This is a genomic window from Kribbella sp. NPDC055110, assembly GCF_053607525.1.
This window is the reverse complement of the sequence record NZ_JBSGTS010000006.1, coordinates 209,613-225,837: the sequence shown is the minus strand read 5'-3', so window position 1 is coordinate 225,837 and position 16,225 is coordinate 209,613. Positions and strand designations below refer to the sequence as shown.

The window sequence follows — 16,225 nt, the reverse complement described above, 5'->3', positions numbered from 1 at the left end:
GGGGTATGCGTACGAGCGAGCTGGCCGATCAGGTTGGGGTGAACACCCAGACACTGCGGTACTACGAGCGGCGCGGGCTGCTGGAGGCGCCTCCGCGCACTGTCGGCGGTTACCGCGACTATCCGGTCTCTGCGGTCGACCTGCTGCGGTTCGTGAAGCGGGCGCAGGAGCTGGGGTTCACGCTGGACGAGGTGGAGGAGTTGCTGCACCTGGACGGTGGGGGACCGGACGGATGTGATGCGGCGCGGGCCTTGGCTGAGCATCGTCGCGATGACCTCGCGGCCCGGATCGCGGACCTGCAGCGGATGCACGACTCGTTGTCTGCGCTCGTCGAGACTTGCGATCTGCCGCGGGCCGATCGTCGGTGTGCGTTGCTGGCGGCGATCCGATGAGGCTGGAGGTGCTGCACGTCCCGGACTGCCCGAACCTGGCTCCGTTGCTGGAGCGCGTCGCGCAGGTCACGGATCTGCCGGTAACGACTCGGGTGATCGAGAGTGACGCGGCCGCGGCGCGATACGGGATGGCCGGCTCTCCGACGCTGCTCGTCGACGGCGTCGATCCGTTTGCCGAGGCTGGGGAGTGCGGCTGCGGTGTGTCTTGCCGCCTGTACCGGGACGAGGACGGATGGATCGTGCCTGCACCGTCGGTCGCTCAACTTCGTGATGCGCTCGGGGACAGGGTCGCGCCTGTCGAGGTACTCAGCGAGTGGCGGCGGCGTGCCCTGCCGTTGGACCCGGCCGAGCGGGCGGCGCACCAACGGATTCTGCGGTCGTTCGCCGCCACCGGACAGCCACCTGATGACGTTCCGAGCGGCGTACTCCGCGCACTGCATGACGTGGACGCGATCCGGCTGACGCCGACGGGTGAGATCGCCGTCGCCTACCCGTTCTCCGCAGTGCCGACGCGGCACCGGGTGCGGATCGGCGATCGGGCGGACGTGTACGCGATGTGCGCGATCGACGCGTTGGGCATCGCACCGATGCTCGGTGAGAACACCGTGATCGAGTCGATCGATGTGACCACCGGCGAACCGATCCGGGTGGTGACGCGGGATCGCCGCAGTAGCTGGGAACCGGCTGAGGTGGTCGCGTTCGTCGGCGCCGAAGCCGGCGGTGGACCGTCCGCGGACTGCTGTTGCGACTATTTGAACTTCTTCACAGATCGTTCGTCGGCGCAGGCGTGGGTCGACGGGCATCCGGCCGTACCGGGCGAGGTCCTCGATCGGCAGCAGGCCGAAGCGCTCGCCACCAGACTCTTCGGGCATCTCCTGGTCGAAGACATCTCAGGGCAGATGGCGGTTGATCCTGTGCAGTAGCGGGCCGATGAGGCGCTTGTGGTGCCAGTCGTGGGCGATCACCCACTCGCGCAGCCGCCGTACTCCGATCCGCAGGCTCGCTGTCGGCGTCGGCCGGACCTCGTCCTCGCGCTGGCCGGCGCGCTGCCTGATGTCCACCGCGCACCGAAGACAGATCGCAACCTCAGGATGAGCACCGAGCCGCACCAATTCGCGCTCGTCGTACTCCCCGTCACAACACCAACACCTCACCGACACAGGTGGCGGCGACTCCTCCAAGCTGGTCACATGACCATCATGGCTGCATCGCTCCCCGGAGGAGCCGATCGGCCGCGGCTGTCTTGCTCGAGCGAAGATCGGCTGGGCTCGATACGCTGGTTTGACCATGACCGTGGAACCGATCCGTGCCGAAGTCCCGATTCGGACCTGCTATGTCGCCGAGTCGGAGGACGGCCGATCGACGGAAGCGGCCGAAAACGTCAGGCTCATCCTGGCGGAACTGCAGATCGGAATGACCGGTCCGGAGGCGATCGACTCACTGCCCCGTACCGCGGGCGCAGGCCCGGCACGACCAGACTTCGGTGTCTTCGTCCTGACTCGGGTACTGACTCCGATCCTCGTCTATGAGATCGGTCTACTGGTCGGAGCCCGCAAGCCAGTACTGCTGATCACCGTGGATGAAGTCGACCTGCCCCTACCACTGCGTGAGCTGCCGCAGTTGGCGTGGCCGCTCAGCCGCGACGCGTTGGCATTTCAGCTCTGGGCCTTCGTACGATCGCAGGTTCCGCTACGGAAGCTGCGATCCGGAAAGCGGCGGCAGCTACCACCATCGCCTGCAGAGTTGCAGCCCGAACTGATCCGTGAGCAGGAAACCACGCAGTCCGGCTGGGCGCAGTGGCAATCTGGCACTCACCTGGAACGGGAAACCGCATTGGCTCTGGCCTCGGCTCCTTTCAAGGTCGCGCCGATGTTTTCCTTGCTGCCAGAAGAGGCGCGCGACAGCTGGGCAGACGCAGGTCTCTGGGTACCGGAGATCGGCCCGATGAACCCTGTCGTTCTCGAACTCAAGTCGACTCGTACAGCTGACAGCACCGAGGCGATCCATCAACTGGCGAGGCTCATCCAAGGGGCGGGACTACATCTGGGACTTCTCATAGTCCCAGACCATCTGAAAGATCCCCGAACGATCCTTGTCGACGACGTGGCTATCGTGCGGGCACCAGTCCGCCTGTTGCAGGACCTTTCCCCAGAGGGGGAACTGAGGGGAACCCTTCGTCGTGCACGCAATCGACTCGTGCACGGCAAAGTCGACTGAAGGATGGCTGTCATAGCAGCCGGCAGAGTTGCCGGGTTCCTTCAGCACGGCGACGTCGCGTCATCGACGACGGCCAAGGGACGCGCCCTGGAGGATGCTGTCGCATATCTCTTCGGACGGATGCCTGGACTCACCCTGTTTGCGCGCGACGAGATCGACGTCTTCGGCTGCGCGGAAGTCGACCTGTGCTTTTCCAATGACCATCTGAAGAGTCAGCTCGGCTTCCTCGACTGGGGGCTGATCATCGAGTGCAAGAACCTCGCCAGGCCGGTGGGGAGTGCCGACGTGGACTACTTCCGGACGCGCCTGCGGGACAAAGGCGCCCGGTCCGGACTTCTCGTTGCCGCGGGCGGGTTGACAGGTGGTCAAGGAACTCACGCATTTCATGCCATCGAGACTGCGCTGTCCGATGGGGTGCACATCTTGGTTCTAACCCGCGAAGAGATCGAGCGAGTTCGGACCACCCAGGAGTTGGCGGGCTTACTCCTCGGCCGCTACATGGAGCTGAAGTCTCGAGGCACATTGACTTTGTGAGCGTCCAAAGCCCCGGCAGGCGGACAACCCGCCGGCTTGCTCATCGAGATGGCACAACGCGAACGTTGCCACGCAGCACGTTTGCTAGGCGTCGTGCCGCCCACTGGTGCAGAAGGTGTCTGGATCACCCCTGTGTCTGTGGGAGTCAGCACTGCGAGTTGATCCTGCCGATGCTGCTGGGATCACGCCCGCGTCTGCAACGAAGGACTCGCTCTGGCCCGGGCTCCGGGTGATTCCCGCGTGTGCGGGGAGGACGATTCTGCTGGTGGAGCATGGTCACGTTGACGGACTCGGCCCTGCGTGTGCACGGAAGTTGGTGCCTGTCGGAGTATTCGTCGGGATCCGGGGGCGTTGGCCGGACTCCACGACCGCATGCCCATGGCGATCGCCCGAACCGCTGGGCCGAGTGGCTCGATCCCCGCAACCACGACGTCGACCAGCTCCGCGGCCTCATGGCGCCGCCGGTCGACGGAAGCCTCAACGTGTACGCGGGTGTCGGAGGCCGTGAACAACGTGCGGAACAACGGGTCCGAACTGCTGGAACCACTGCCTGTGTCGCGGTGGCAGACCGAGAAGTTCAGGCCTGGTCGCCAGCTGCGTCGCGGGTCTTCAGACGCTTTGCCAGCCCTTGCCTGGTGAGGCCCAGCGCGGCCGCCATCTCCCGGAGAGACACCCCGTTCTCGAGCCCGTAGAGGATCCACGTATCGAGCTCGTGCTCCAACTGCTCACGCATGCCCACCAGCTTCTCCAGGGCAAACATGAGCGAGACGTCCTCCTGGTTCATCCTGGCCCAGCCCGCCAGGCTATCGCCCGCTGCAGCGAGGTACCAGCGAATCGCGATCCGGCCGGACGGATCCGCCTCTACACCCGCGTCATCGGATTCTTCGAGTGATTCCCACCACGCCTCAGAGAGGGGAGGATCGGGCTGGGGATCGGGGGTAAGTGCACGCCGAGTCATGCCAGGCAACTTTAGTTGCCTAACGCTTTCCGCGTCCTGTCAGGCTGTTCTACGAGACGGCGCGGCTGGCTGTGAAAACAGACGGCCCCCGCGCCAACGGGAGCCGTCTCGACCCCGAAGTGCAGCGCAAACCGAACTGGAGGTCCTGTCCTTGAGCGTAAACGATCCTCAGCTGGAGCAACAGCGGTCCAAGGTCAAGCGCTTCATGCGCCAACGCCCACGCCGGACTCTCGCAATCATCGTGGCTATCGCCGCGACGCTGGCTCTCATCACCTTGATCTGGCCAACGTTGGCTGGCGCCATCGCCCTGTTCGCGGCGCTGTTGGCCGCCCTCGCGCAGGTTGTCGAGTGCTGCAGGAAGTAGCAGAGGACCGGTCGGCCAGCCCCGGCGCTCCTGGTCGCTGGCTCTACCCGTGCCGGTCGCGCCGCCCGCACAGCCAATGGAGACCGCGTCGAGTCCACCCTCGACCGGCTGGCCACGATGCAACCGGGTCGGGGACATTCTCCTCGCGGCCAGTTGCCAGAGCTGCGCCGAGCATGACGGCTGAGCTGCACAGGCCGCACATGACGATCCGCGCCTCGTGAGATTGGCAACGCTCGCAGTGTCGAGCCAGACAGTTGACAGTCCTTCGCGGTGCAGCCAGCTCGTGCTTGCTGGACGGGCTGTGCCCGCAGGTCGGGCACGGAGGGTGATCGTTCGCCGTACCGTCGCGGCGGCGGTGACAGCCAGGAGCTTGAGCGAAGCGGGTGGGCTCGGTATGGCGGGGGTGCGGAGTTCCGGTACGTACTTGTAGATCGTCGAGCGGCTGACGCCGAGCAGTTTGGCGATCGAGGTCACGGAGTGCTCGGGTTCGACGAGAAGGGTTCGGGCCGAGTGCACCTGGTCTGGTGTCATCGCCGGCGGCCGGCCAAGCCGTGTGCCCCGCGCTCGGGCCGCGGCCGGGCCTTCGTGCGTACCTTCCACGATGAGCTCGCGGATGAACTCGGCGAGCGCGGCGAAGATGTGGAACACGAGCCGGCCGCCAGGGTCGTGGTGTCGATCGCCTTGTGCAGCGACCGGAACCCGCCGCCGCTGCGCCGAAGGTTCCCGACGATGCTGAGCAAATCCTGCAACGACCTGGCCAGCCGATCGAGGCTCGGCACGACGAGCGTATCGCCCGGGCGCAGGTGTCGATGTTTGAAGTCGTTTGCACAGATGTCCGTACTCGTCTGCACAGCAGCGGATGTGCCGCGCTAGAACTTGTTGCGACACCCCGAAGCGCTGGCCGAAATCCCTACCTGGTCCCAACCCCGCCGTCACCACCTAGAACGTCATTCCCTCGGACCCAGAACCCCTACTCACCTACACAACAGCCACAACTTGCGCGCGCACCCTTACCGCCCACCTCACCTGAGGAACCTCGCTGCTTGAGGGGCCGAGAAGGGAAGCGGATACTCGGCCCCATGGTGGGGAAGGTGTGGTTGGGGGTGGTGCTGGTGCTCGCTCTCGGAGGGTGTGGGTCCGAGGCAGCGCCGGGCTCTGCTCCCAGTAGTACGTCGGCTCCTCGGCCGGCGTGGAAGACACCGGAGGGTGATCTGGTGCCGCAAGCTGAGCCCACACAAGCGTTTGTGGAGCGCGCGGGAGTGGTGGCGCGGGTCGTGCGGGCGGCGGGGATTCCGGCGCCGGTGACCGGGGTCTTCTTGTACTCGACGCGGACGCCGGGGCTCGGGTTCGACACCGGGCAGCAGAAGATCTCGTGGATGTCCGGGCGGGTTGCCTTCGCGGACGGGGTCCAGTTCGCGGAAGGTGGTACGACGCGGGTCGATTTCGCGGACGGGTCGAACGAGACGATGCAGGTGCTCGACGCTCAGCAAGCTCTGACCGAGGCGATCGGACCTCCGAACGACATGTGCGAGAGGATGCCGAGCTGCGAAACGCTCACGATCACCGGCGGCTCGTTGACGACGACCGACGTGGAGACCAGCCATGGCCGGGCGACCGTGCCGGCTTGGTCCTTCACGGTGCAAGGCCTGTCGAGACCTGTTGTCGCCGTCGCAGCCCCCGCGGATGTGCTCAAGTCGCTGCAGTGGCCCGACCCGCTACCCGGTCTCGCCCGGCTCGAGCAGGGTCTGCTCCGCGTCGGCGTTCTCGACTGGGTCGACGGCAAGACCCTCAGTTTCGAGGTCAGCCACGGACTCTATGAGACCGACCTCCGGGCCCACGTCGTCGAGTACGACGATCTGGTGGTCATCGGCGGCAGTCACGGTCCATTACTCCCGGGCGGTGCGGACGTCGGGAAGACATCGACCGCGGTCGTCACCCTCGGCAAGCCGCTCGGCGACCGGGCCGTCATCGCCGCGGACACCGGCGTACGTCTCACGCCGTACCCGTACCTCAGAAAGTGATGGAGGTGAAGGCTCGGTTTTGGCCGCTGAGGGCTCGTTCGACGGGGAGGCGTTCCAGGGAGGAGGCGCCGTAGAAGCCGTGGTTGCCGGTGGTTTGCGGGGACGCACTCGGCGTCGGCGGGTTCGGCGACCGGGCCGCCGTAGACCAGGGTTCGAAGTCGTCTGCACGGATGTCCGGAGTCGTCTGGACGGGCCACCGCTTGCCACTGTTGGCGCAACCTCTTGGTACTCAGCGGCGCGGGTTGGCTGAGCCACAGCCAACCCACCGACGTTGCCTTCCCGGGACGTTTCCGTCCTCGGATCCCTTGCTCGGCGGAGGCGCTTTTACGACTCAGCGTTGCGGATGGTGAGGCCGCGTCGCTGCCGGGCGGGGGGTACCAGCGCCAAGGGCAGGAAGATGATTCGCGTGCCTGGCAGGCTCACGGGAATGCAGTGCCGTGCGGCGAGTTGCGGCTGAGGTCAGGAGATGCGATAGAGGGAGCCGCCGGCGGAGATGCCGATGGATGTGCGGACGCTGCCGAGGGACAGGTCGATGATGGTTGTGGTGCCGGATGTGCGGACGGCGTAGGTGACGCCTTGGGTTGCTCTGGTGGGGACGATGAAGGAGAGGATAGAGGCGGTGTAGCCGGACCGGGCGAACATCAGGGTGGGGGCGGGGTTGCGGGTGGTGATGTTGGGGTAGTGCCAGCCCTGGATGGGGTTGGTCTGGCCTTGTTTGATCAGGATCGCGCCGGGGGGGAGGGCCTGTTTGTAGGGCACTTGGAACAGGATTGTTCGGGTCACGTCGCCGGGCTTCATCGCGAGCGCGGTGGTGCGGGAGTAGACGGTGGCGTTCTGGTCCGACGGTAGGTGCCACAGGGTCTGGAACTGCTGGGCCGTGGTCGAGGTCGCGCGGTCCAGCGCCATGATCAGGTCGGGGTCTTTCAGCACGAGCACGGCCCGGGTGCGGTTGATCCCTGCACCTGGGACGTCGGTGAACTCGTAGAACTCCGACGTCGCACCAGTCGCTGAGCGGGTCAGCTTCGTGGCCGGGTACTTCTCCGCCGAGAGTGGTGTCGTCATCGTGCTGGCCGAGAATTGGCCTTTGGCCCAGGTCCGCCACACGTCGTTCTGGTAGCCGGCGTGGCCACCGGTGATGAGGATGTCGCGGCCACGGGCGGTGTAGGTGATGCCGGTGTGGTCGCTGTGGCCGTGCAGGGCGCGCGCCGGCCCGAAGCGGATGCTGTACGTGGATTCTTGCGAGAATGGGCGGGTTTGTCCCCAGCCGGTCCGTCCGAAGATGTAGCCCGCGGAGTAGATGCCGACGCGCTGCTGCGGGGCAACTCCTTTGGTGCCGAGGGATCCGGCGTATTCGGCGGAGGTTCCGGGGAATTGGCCGGTGGCGATCAGCTCGGAGTCGCCGATCTGGTGCAGCTTGCCCAGCGAGTTCGTCGCGAGCGCGAGCCACTCAGCCAGCTTCGCGCGCCTGTCGGTGATGGTCGTGCCGGGATCGACTCCGCAGTTCTGCAGAACCGTGACGGCCCGTCCCCACAGCGCGTAGTTGAACTGCGCATATCCCGTCGACTGCTCGTTGGTCGCTCCCTGGTCGTCGATCGAGGTGGTGATGCCTGCGGCGAGGCGGTCCTGCGCGGTCTGTTTGTAGTCGGCGCGGTCCAGCGTGCAGCCGACACCGAACAGCGCGATGCTTTCGTCGGTGCCGTGGTTCCAGGCGCCGGACCAGTTCGCGGTCAGGAACGAGGCGTGGTCGATCAGCGCCTGGTCGAGCCAGGTGTAGTCCGGCGGCAGTGTGGTTTGCGCGAGCCCGGACAAGACGGCCTGGCGCAGACAGACCAGCACGTTGGTCCGGTGCATCGTGGACTCCCACGCCCCGATGTCGGCCTTCCACGAGTACGGGTTGTCGGTGACCCAGTCCTTCGCGATCGCGGTGACTCGATCCATCGCGATGGTGTCGCCGGTGGCGGCGGCGGTGATGCCCTGGCCGAGCCAGCGCAGCGAGTGGAACCACATGTACCAGCTGGGGTTGTTGTACGGGTTCAGCCGCCAGTTGATGTTGCCGTTGCCGTCGCCCACCTGGTACGGCGCGAACGTGCTCCAGGTGAAGGTGTCCTTGAGGAGGTTCGCGACCGGATTCGGGCCGTCGATCCCGCTGTACCCAGGACACGTGTAGCTACCGGCAGCCTGCGCCGCGGCGCTGGAGGTGGTGGAGGTCTTGATATCGGTGGCCGGTGCTGCGGTCGGCTTGATCACGGGGCTTCGGCCCTCCGCGAACTGGGCGACCTTCGGCTCCGGCAGAGCCGGCGCGACGGCAATCCCGGCCGACCGAGTTTTCGGCGGGACGGGCGACGTGGCGGCGGACGACCCACCGGTGATCGTCAGCGTGGCCACAACGGCGGCAGCCGAGGCCGCAGCGATCCAGCCGACCAACTTTGCAGACATGAAACGCTTCCTCACCCTGTTGAAACCTTGCCGATGCCGCTCCCGCGGCCCGACCATCCCGGCGTCCCCCGCAGTTCGCCGCCTGCTGTGCCGCAGTACCGGTGGCGGTATCGATGCGAGGTCGGCCAGATGGGCCAGGAACCGTCACCGCACTGGTGTGCGATCACCTTGTGGTTGACAACCATCGGGCCGTCCGCGCGCGGCCGGCTCCCGCATCATCGTTGTAAGCACGTCCCGTGTTACAACGCCATCAGTGACGCCAGCTGCATCGCCTTGAAGGCTTCATCGCATCAGGCGGAGCGTGCGATGTCGCAACGGCCTGCTGCACGACCTGGCCGCCGGCCGCTCCCGTGCGTGACAAGGACCCGGCCGAGATCGTGACCACCTAGGTCCTGGGCCCTCGAAGCTGCCCAGACCGACAGGTCGTGTCGGAGGTTGTGGCCTCGGTCCGTGATTGGACTGGGTGTCAAGGGATCGCCGCGAATTTGCAGCTTTGTGCAATTTCGGTAACGTCCGGAACCATGCCGGCGATGTAGCCGATGCTGGCCTAGCCTGGTGACCCGTCTGTCGCCTGTGCTTTCTCCTGGGGCCGGCGTGAGGTGGGGGTGTCATGTCTGGTTCTCGGCGTGCCCGGAAGCAGTGGATTTCGCGTGCCGTTGCGGTTCTGGTGTCGTTCTCGTTGCTGGCGACAGGTCTTCAGATCGAGGACACGGCGATAGCCGCCCCTCTTGCGGATCCGAACCTGTCGGTGGCCAAGGTCGCGTCTCGACCGGACCTGGTGTCAGCGGTCGTATCTGCGCGGTCGCAAGGTTCGCGGGTCGAGGTCGAGTCGATGCGTTCGGAGACGTCCACCACGTGGGCAAATCCGGACGGAACGATGACGACGGAGGCGCACAGTGTGCCGGTCCGATTCAAGGACGCGAAGGGCACGTGGCAGTCGATCGACCTGACGCTGGCGAGGAGTGCTGACGGCACAGTCGCGCCGCGCGGCCATGGCTTCGGTTTGCAGTTGGGGAAGCGGAACGCTGCGGCTGGAGGTGTGTTCGCGTTCGTGACGGCGGGGACGGGCCGTCAGGTGGAGTGGATGGCTCCCTGGAAGCTTCCGGAACCGACGATCGAGGGGACGGCGGCGACGTACGCGGAGGTGCAGCCGGGTGTGGATCTGAGGCTGGATGCACGCAGGTCGGGCTTCGAGTCCGACCTCGTGGTGAAGGAGCGGCCGGCTGATGGTGTGGTGCCGGTGTGGCGGATCGCGTTGCGGACCAGGGGCCTGACTGCGCGCCAGAACGCCGACGGGTCGATCGAGTTCGTGGACGCGAAGAACGTCGTACGGTCGCGGATCCCGGTGGGGCGGATGTGGGACGCGGTCACCGACGAGCACACAGGCTTGCCGGCGGACACTGAGTCGGTGGCGATGTCGCTCGAGGCGGTGTCGCCGGGGAAGGCGACGCTCGTGATCGCCCCCGACAAGGACTGGTTCCTGGATCCGGCTCGGGTCTTCCCGGTCACGGTCGACCCGACCTACAGCAACACGGCGGTGTACTCGAGCTTCGATACGTTCGTGCAGACCAGCGTCAGCACGGATTTGTCGTCGTGGGTGGATCTGCGGGCGGGCAAGAACGGGACGCACATCGAGCGGTCGTTCCTGAACTTCCCGACCTCCACGTTCGCTGGTAAGGACGTGGTGGACGCGACGCTCGAGCTCTACCAGTACGGTGCGACGACCTGTACGCCGACCCAGGTCAACCTGTACTCCGCGGCCCCGGCCTCGACGACCACGACATACGCGAACCAGCCAGCCACCAGCACCACGGTCTCGGGTTCGGCCACGGTCGCGAAGGGGTTCTCGAGTTCCTGTGCGGCGGGCCGGATCGGAATCCCCATGACCAGCCTCGCCCAAGCCTGGGCGAACGGAACGATCGGCTCGTCCGGGACCGCGGGTGTGGCGTTGAAGGCCGCGAACGAATCGGACACGGCGTACTGGAAGCGGTTCGTGTCCAGCGAAGGCGACGCCGACCCCTACATCTCGTTCACCTGGAACCGGCCCCCGAACGCGCCCGCGACGGTGGAGACGACCGAGGCAGTCGCGTACGGTGCGCCGGCGGACTCGACGTCGTACATGTATTCGCCGAGTGCGACGCCGTGGGTGCGGACCAAGGCGACGGATCCGGACGGGAACACGGTGAAGTATGTGTTCGAGTTCTTCACCGGCGACGGCCCGACCTTCCACTCCTACGGCACGTGCACGTCCTCGGTCTATGCCTCGGGCACGACGGCGGGCTGCCGCCCGTCCACCCCGCTGCCAGATGACACGTTGCTGTACATCAGGGCGAAGGCCAACGACGGGCGTATCGATGGCGCGTGGACGAACTACCAGACGAGGTTGCGGATCGGGGCCGCGACGCCGGCCGAGCCGCAGATCTCCTGCCCGAGCCCCTACGCAAACAATTCATGGCAAGACGTCAACCCAACGGCCGACGTTCAATGCACCGTAACTGCGACGGGCAACGGGTACAACGCGCCGGGCTACATCCGGCTGGCCGTCGATGGTCAGCCGGTGGCGACGAACTTCACCGGAGGGGCGCCCGGGCAGATCAAGGTCACTCCGTCCAGTGATCCAACGGTCGCGAAGACGACGGTGACGATCTCGAAGGGGACGCCGGGGCTGCACACGATCAATGCCCACGCCGAGACGCCGTCGGGCCTTTTGTCGGCAGACCCGGGGGCCGAGTACGACATCGGTTGGGGCGGTACTTCGGTTTCGTCTCCGGCCGCGGATCGGCGGATTACTACGACCGGTGGCGTGACGATTGCCGCGTCGGGTCCGCCGAAGGGTTCCGGTGCGACGCCGACGGCCAAGCTCAAGTGGCGGCTCTCGGGGTACGACCGCACTAACAGTGAGCTCGTCGGCTGGAATGACGGCCCGGATCTCACCGTGACCGACAAGGGCACCGCCGGTGTCACCGTGAGCGGCCTCTGGGACACCGCCTCGGCAACGGCCGACAGCCAGCTAGATGCCGATCCCAACATGCCAGGCGTGCAACCGACGCCCGTGTCTGCGTCCAGGCCAGTCTTGCTGGATGTTCAGGTGTGCCTGACCTACTCGACCGCCACGCAATGCACCTGGTCGCAACAGGCCACGTCCGTCCTTCGCGTGCCCCACGCCTTCGGCGGCGACTACCCCACCGCGACAGCCGGTCCAGGACAGGTGGCCTTGTGGACGGGGGAGTTCAGCCTCAGCGTGACGGATGCATCCCTCGGAACCCCCGATGGTGCGCTGGAGCTCTCACGCACACACTCAACCTTCGATGGACCTACTAATGCGACCACAGGGATCTTCGGGCCTGGGTGGACTGCACAAATCGATGGCCCGACTGCACAGGACATCGGGATACAGGTCGTGGACTCGACACGAACCGATGGCACCATCGCGTTCATCGACGGAGTGTCAGCTCCTCTGGTCTTCAGCACGCCGAACGGCGCGCGTCGTACCGCTGCCGCCTTCCCGCAGGGAACGTGGCAGCCGGCCGACCAGTGGACCACGGACGCCAAGGTCAAACTGACAGTCTCGGGAACCGACTCGGCGACGAAGCTGACACTTGCCAGTGAGGCTGGCGACACGACCACGTTCATCTTGGCAGCACCGCTCTCCACGGGCGCCGATGCCAAGTTCAAGCCAGACGCCGTCACGGAGGCTGACACCACAGACACGACGCGATACCTCTACGATCCGGTGAATCCGAGCCTCGTAACGAGGATTCTCGCGCCCGCCGCTGCGGGTGTCACCTGCGTGGCGTCCGACGGCCAGTACACAGGGGCCGTTGGCTGCCGGTCGCTGCGGCTGCAGTACGGGACGGGTGCAACCAGCGGGTTGCTGACGAGTGTCTGGCTGGACGTCTACAACCTAGCAAAGACCGGCGGCGCGGGAATGGACTCGGTCCAGATGGCGGCATACAGCTACGACGCGTCGGGGCGGCTGGCCAGCGTCACCGATCCGCGCTCAGGGCTCGTCACCGCATACACCTATGATGCGGCCAACCGGGTGACAGCTGTGACCCCTCCTGGCCTGAAGCCCTACGTCCTCAACTACGCGACCGTGGGCCCTAGCACCAAGCTGACCTCGGTGACCCGTGAGCGGCCATCAACGGACTCGGCTGGCGGCACAGCGACACTCGCCTCGTTCGTCTACGACGTGCAGCCGACGGGCCAGGGATTACCTGATCTGTCCTCGACATCAGTGGCCCGCTGGGGGCAACACGTCACACCGACGCATGGGTTTGCCGTCTTCGGACCGGACCATCCGGCGCCAGGAGCCACGTCCAGCCAGGTCACGGCCAACGACTGGCAATACGCACAACTTCAGTACACCGACGACGACGGTGTCACGCTCAACACCGCAGACTTCGGAGCCGGAGCCTGGCAATACTCGGCGAGCGAGCGCGACGAATGGTCGAACGTGACGCGGTCTCTCGACCAACGCGCGATTCGCCAGATACTCGACAACACCTTGCCGGCATCCGCGGCCGACCTCCTCGCGACGAACTCCGTCTACAACGAGGAGATCAGGAACGCGGACGGCGTAACCATCGTTGCCGCCGGCACCCGACTCACCGACACCTACGGCCCCGTCCGAAACGCCGCCACGCCCAGTGGAACGGTCCGGCTTGTCCGCCTTCACACGCATCTCGCCTACGACGAAAACGCACCGAACGGTGGCATCAGCCCCCTCACGAATACCCCCTACGGTCTCGTGACGAGTGCGACGAAGTCTGCCTACGACCCCGGAATCTCTACAGGTGAAGTGGTGCTGCGCACGCTCAACAACTACTCCGCCGCAGTCACCGGTGACACGGACGGTTGGGAGACAGGTGAGGCTTCCCGAGTGATCACCGATCTAGACCTCGACGGTCAGTGGAGCACCGGAGACGTCGTTAACTTCACGCGGCGAGACTCCGACGGCCGGGTGGTCGAGATCAGGCAGCCGAAGTCGGCCACCGCCGGCGGCGACGCGGGCACGACGCTAACCACCTACTACACCGCTGGCACCAATAGCGACGCCGCCGAGTGCGGCAACAAGCCCGAGTGGGCCGGACTGACATGCAAGACGTCCCCGGCCGCGGCGCCTAGCCCATCCGCTGGACAGCCCGCGACCCCGAGCCTGCCGTCCTCCCGGGTTGTCGCGTACAACTACCTGCTGCAACCGACAGTGATCGAACAGACGTCGGACGGGGTCACCCGAACGGCTAGCACCGTCTACCGACTCGACGGCCAGGTCGACAACACGCGCACGGCCGTGACGGGACTGACCGGATCGACACCCAACACGGCGAAGTTCACGACATACGACCCAGCGACCGGTGCGGCGACCACGATCACCGCGCGCAACGCCGACTCGTCCATCGCCGGCACCGTGACAACGACCTACGACACGTGGGGACGCCCAATCAGCTACCAGCCGTCGGGCGAGACCGCGACCACAACCGCCTACGATGTCGGCGGCGGCGTCAAGAGCGTCGTTGATGCGAACGGCGCCACCCTGTACACCTACGACGGGACTGACGCGGCCGGTCACCTTGAACACCGAGGGCTACCCACCAAGATCGACATCACGACCGGAACCTCAACGTGGACATCGACAGGCGCATACGACTCAGCCGGCGCCTTGACAGTTCAGAAGCTGCCAGGCGGTATCACACGAAACCTCATCACCGACGTCACCGGGTCGCCGGTGAGCCTCGACTACACCGGCCAACTGACCACCGTCAACGCTGACGGCTCGTCGACCACGGTGCCTGACGGCGGCTGGCTCGGCTGGTCCCAGGACCGCGACGTCGTGGGCCGTGTGGCGCACGAGTGGACTCCCGACGGCGCCGCCTTCACCGGGCCCCCCAACGGCGGCTCCGGCGACGTCGGTGACGCCATACCCTACGACCGATCCTTCATCTATGACCCAGCTGGCCGGCTTACCCGAGTTAACGACCGCACCGCGGCAGGATCGGGAGTCGACATGACCGATCCTGCCCAGGCCCCACCGTGCACGACCCGCACGTACTCGTTCGATACCAACGGGAACCGCCAGTCAGAGGCCGTGGCTTCGGCCGCTGGTGACGGCAGTTGCACGACTGCAGGCGGCACGACGGCTACGCATCAGTTCGACACCGCTGATCGTCCCACCACGGGCACCTCAGGGCAGGGGGCCTACGTCTACGACGCGCTGGGCCGGACACTCACGATTCCCGCAGCAGACGCACCCAAGCCTGCCGCAGGCGACGTCAGCCTGAGCTACTTCGACAACGACATCGTCAAGTCGATCACGCAGGCAGCCTCGACGACCACCTTGAGCCTCGACGCAATGGATCGACGATCGACTGAGACCATCGCGGGCGCTGCAGGCACGACGCAGACCACGCGGCACTACACCGACTCCAGCGACAACCCGACCTGGATCAGTGACGGCACTGCCAGCACCAGGTATGCCACTCTGCTCGACAACCAGCTAGGTCTCATCGTGCAGACCGGAGGGTCGGCACTGATCCCGCTCATCAACCCGCACGGCGACATCGTGACCACCTCCCCGATGCCGGGCTCGCAGGCCACAGCAACCAGCATCGGTGGATGGAGCTCATTCGACGAGTACGGGCAGGGAGGCACCGGCAGCGTTCGCTACGGCTGGCTCGGCGGAGCGAGCCGAGCAACAGCAGACAGCGGGCTGATTCTCATGGGCGCCCGTGTCTACAACCCGACCACCGGGTTGTTCACGAGCGAAGACCCAGTGCCGGGAGGCAGCAACACGAGTCAGGGCTACTGCAACGGCGACCCCGTGAACTGCGCGGACATCAGTGGCCTGTACACATACACCCTCATCTACTCACTCGGCCACTACCGCAAGTCGGTCTATTACTTCTTCATGTACCTCATCCGCTGCTTCACCTGCTACTTCCCGATCCCCGGTGCGCGCGCTCTGAAGTACAACACCCGGATGGACCTTCGTCCAGGCGGCGCCTGGTTCCCCGTCTGGGTCCAGGCCATTTGGTGGAGTGACACGAGCGCGGGGTGGAGGTTCAAGACGCTGCATGGCCACCCGGACTATCCCGGCTACATCCAGTTCACCTTCACGAAGTCTTCGGCCGGATGGCTCTATCTGACGATTCACGGCTGGGTCCCGTGGTATTCCCAGGCGGGACTATGGATACCGAAGTCGGTCTACGTGAGAATTGCCCGACGGACGTGGAACCGGTTCGCCCTCAACCTCTGGTATCTCGCGTGCGCCACAGGTGGGAGCTACCTTCTGTGCTAGCGCGAG

General features: G+C 65.9%; 13 protein-coding genes and 1 pseudogene. 7 read left to right on the top strand and 7 right to left on the bottom strand.

The features are described from left to right. Positions 1-5: 5 nt before the first annotated feature. Positions 6-392: a MerR family transcriptional regulator gene (locus ACWF0M_RS12485; RefSeq protein WP_452235734.1), complete on the top strand. Its 387-nt coding sequence runs from the start codon at positions 6-8 to the stop codon at positions 390-392. Next, positions 389-1,315: an alkylmercury lyase family protein gene (locus ACWF0M_RS12480; protein ID WP_452235733.1), complete on the top strand. Its 927-nt coding sequence runs from the start codon at positions 389-391 to the stop codon at positions 1,313-1,315. The genes ACWF0M_RS12485 and ACWF0M_RS12480 overlap by 4 nt, the downstream gene beginning before the upstream one ends. On the opposite strand, the gene ACWF0M_RS12475 is transcribed toward ACWF0M_RS12480, so the two are convergent. Further along, positions 1,283-1,453 (bottom strand): hypothetical protein, encoded by a 171-nt coding sequence (locus tag ACWF0M_RS12475; protein WP_452235732.1) that lies wholly within the window; start codon positions 1,451-1,453, stop codon positions 1,283-1,285. The genes ACWF0M_RS12480 and ACWF0M_RS12475 overlap by 33 nt on opposite strands. Positions 1,454-1,679: 226 nt before the next feature. Between ACWF0M_RS12475 and ACWF0M_RS12470 the strand changes: the two genes are divergently transcribed. Both ACWF0M_RS12470 and ACWF0M_RS12465 read left to right on the top strand, forming a co-directional pair. Beyond that, positions 1,680-2,609 (top strand): hypothetical protein, encoded by a 930-nt coding sequence (locus ACWF0M_RS12470; protein ID WP_452235731.1) that lies wholly within the window; start codon positions 1,680-1,682, stop codon positions 2,607-2,609. A 3-nt stretch (positions 2,610-2,612) separates the two neighbouring features. Continuing rightward, positions 2,613-3,143 carry a restriction endonuclease gene (locus ACWF0M_RS12465; RefSeq protein ID WP_452235730.1) on the top strand — a complete coding sequence of 177 codons (531 nt, stop codon included), beginning with the start codon at positions 2,613-2,615 and terminating at the stop codon, positions 3,141-3,143. Between the two features lie 577 nt (positions 3,144-3,720). Here ACWF0M_RS12465 and ACWF0M_RS12460 read toward each other — a convergent pair. Then, a complete protein-coding gene (locus ACWF0M_RS12460; protein WP_452235729.1) occupies positions 3,721-4,101 on the bottom strand; it encodes a hypothetical protein in 381 nt (126 codons plus the stop codon). A gap of 151 nt (positions 4,102-4,252) precedes the next feature. On the opposite strand from ACWF0M_RS12460, the gene ACWF0M_RS12455 reads away from it, so the two are divergent. Then, positions 4,253-4,465, top strand: a complete 213-nt coding sequence (locus ACWF0M_RS12455) for a hypothetical protein (protein ID WP_452235844.1) — start codon at positions 4,253-4,255, stop codon at positions 4,463-4,465. A 471-nt stretch (positions 4,466-4,936) separates the two neighbouring features. Here ACWF0M_RS12455 and ACWF0M_RS12450 read toward each other — a convergent pair. Then, a pseudogene (locus tag ACWF0M_RS12450) lies at positions 4,937-5,113 on the bottom strand (recombinase family protein); the annotation flags it as partial. 566 nt (positions 5,114-5,679) lie between these two features. Between ACWF0M_RS12450 and ACWF0M_RS12445 the strand changes: the two are divergent. Then, positions 5,680-6,486 (top strand): hypothetical protein, encoded by an 807-nt coding sequence (locus tag ACWF0M_RS12445; RefSeq protein WP_452235728.1) that lies wholly within the window; start codon positions 5,680-5,682, stop codon positions 6,484-6,486. Between the two features lie 459 nt (positions 6,487-6,945). Here ACWF0M_RS12445 and ACWF0M_RS12440 read toward each other — a convergent pair whose 3' ends face one another. The 4 genes from ACWF0M_RS12440 to ACWF0M_RS12425 form a co-directional block, all read right to left on the bottom strand. Continuing rightward, positions 6,946-8,922: a heparinase II/III domain-containing protein gene (locus tag ACWF0M_RS12440; RefSeq protein ID WP_452235727.1), complete on the bottom strand. Its 1,977-nt coding sequence runs from the start codon at positions 8,920-8,922 to the stop codon at positions 6,946-6,948. 1,071 nt (positions 8,923-9,993) lie between these two features. Further along, positions 9,994-10,431, bottom strand: a complete 438-nt coding sequence (locus ACWF0M_RS12435) for a hypothetical protein (RefSeq protein ID WP_452235726.1) — start codon at positions 10,429-10,431, stop codon at positions 9,994-9,996. A gap of 195 nt (positions 10,432-10,626) precedes the next feature. Next, on the bottom strand, positions 10,627-10,896 hold the full coding sequence (locus ACWF0M_RS12430) for a hypothetical protein (RefSeq protein WP_452235725.1): 270 nt from the start codon (positions 10,894-10,896) through the stop codon (positions 10,627-10,629). A 45-nt stretch (positions 10,897-10,941) separates the two neighbouring features. Continuing rightward, positions 10,942-11,130: a hypothetical protein gene (locus tag ACWF0M_RS12425; protein WP_452235724.1), complete on the bottom strand. Its 189-nt coding sequence runs from the start codon at positions 11,128-11,130 to the stop codon at positions 10,942-10,944. Between ACWF0M_RS12425 and ACWF0M_RS12420 the strand changes: the two genes are divergently transcribed. Then, positions 11,114-16,219, top strand: coding sequence for an RHS repeat-associated core domain-containing protein (locus tag ACWF0M_RS12420; protein WP_452235723.1), 5,106 nt, complete (start codon positions 11,114-11,116; stop codon positions 16,217-16,219). The genes ACWF0M_RS12425 and ACWF0M_RS12420 overlap by 17 nt on opposite strands. Positions 16,220-16,225: the final 6 nt, after the last annotated feature.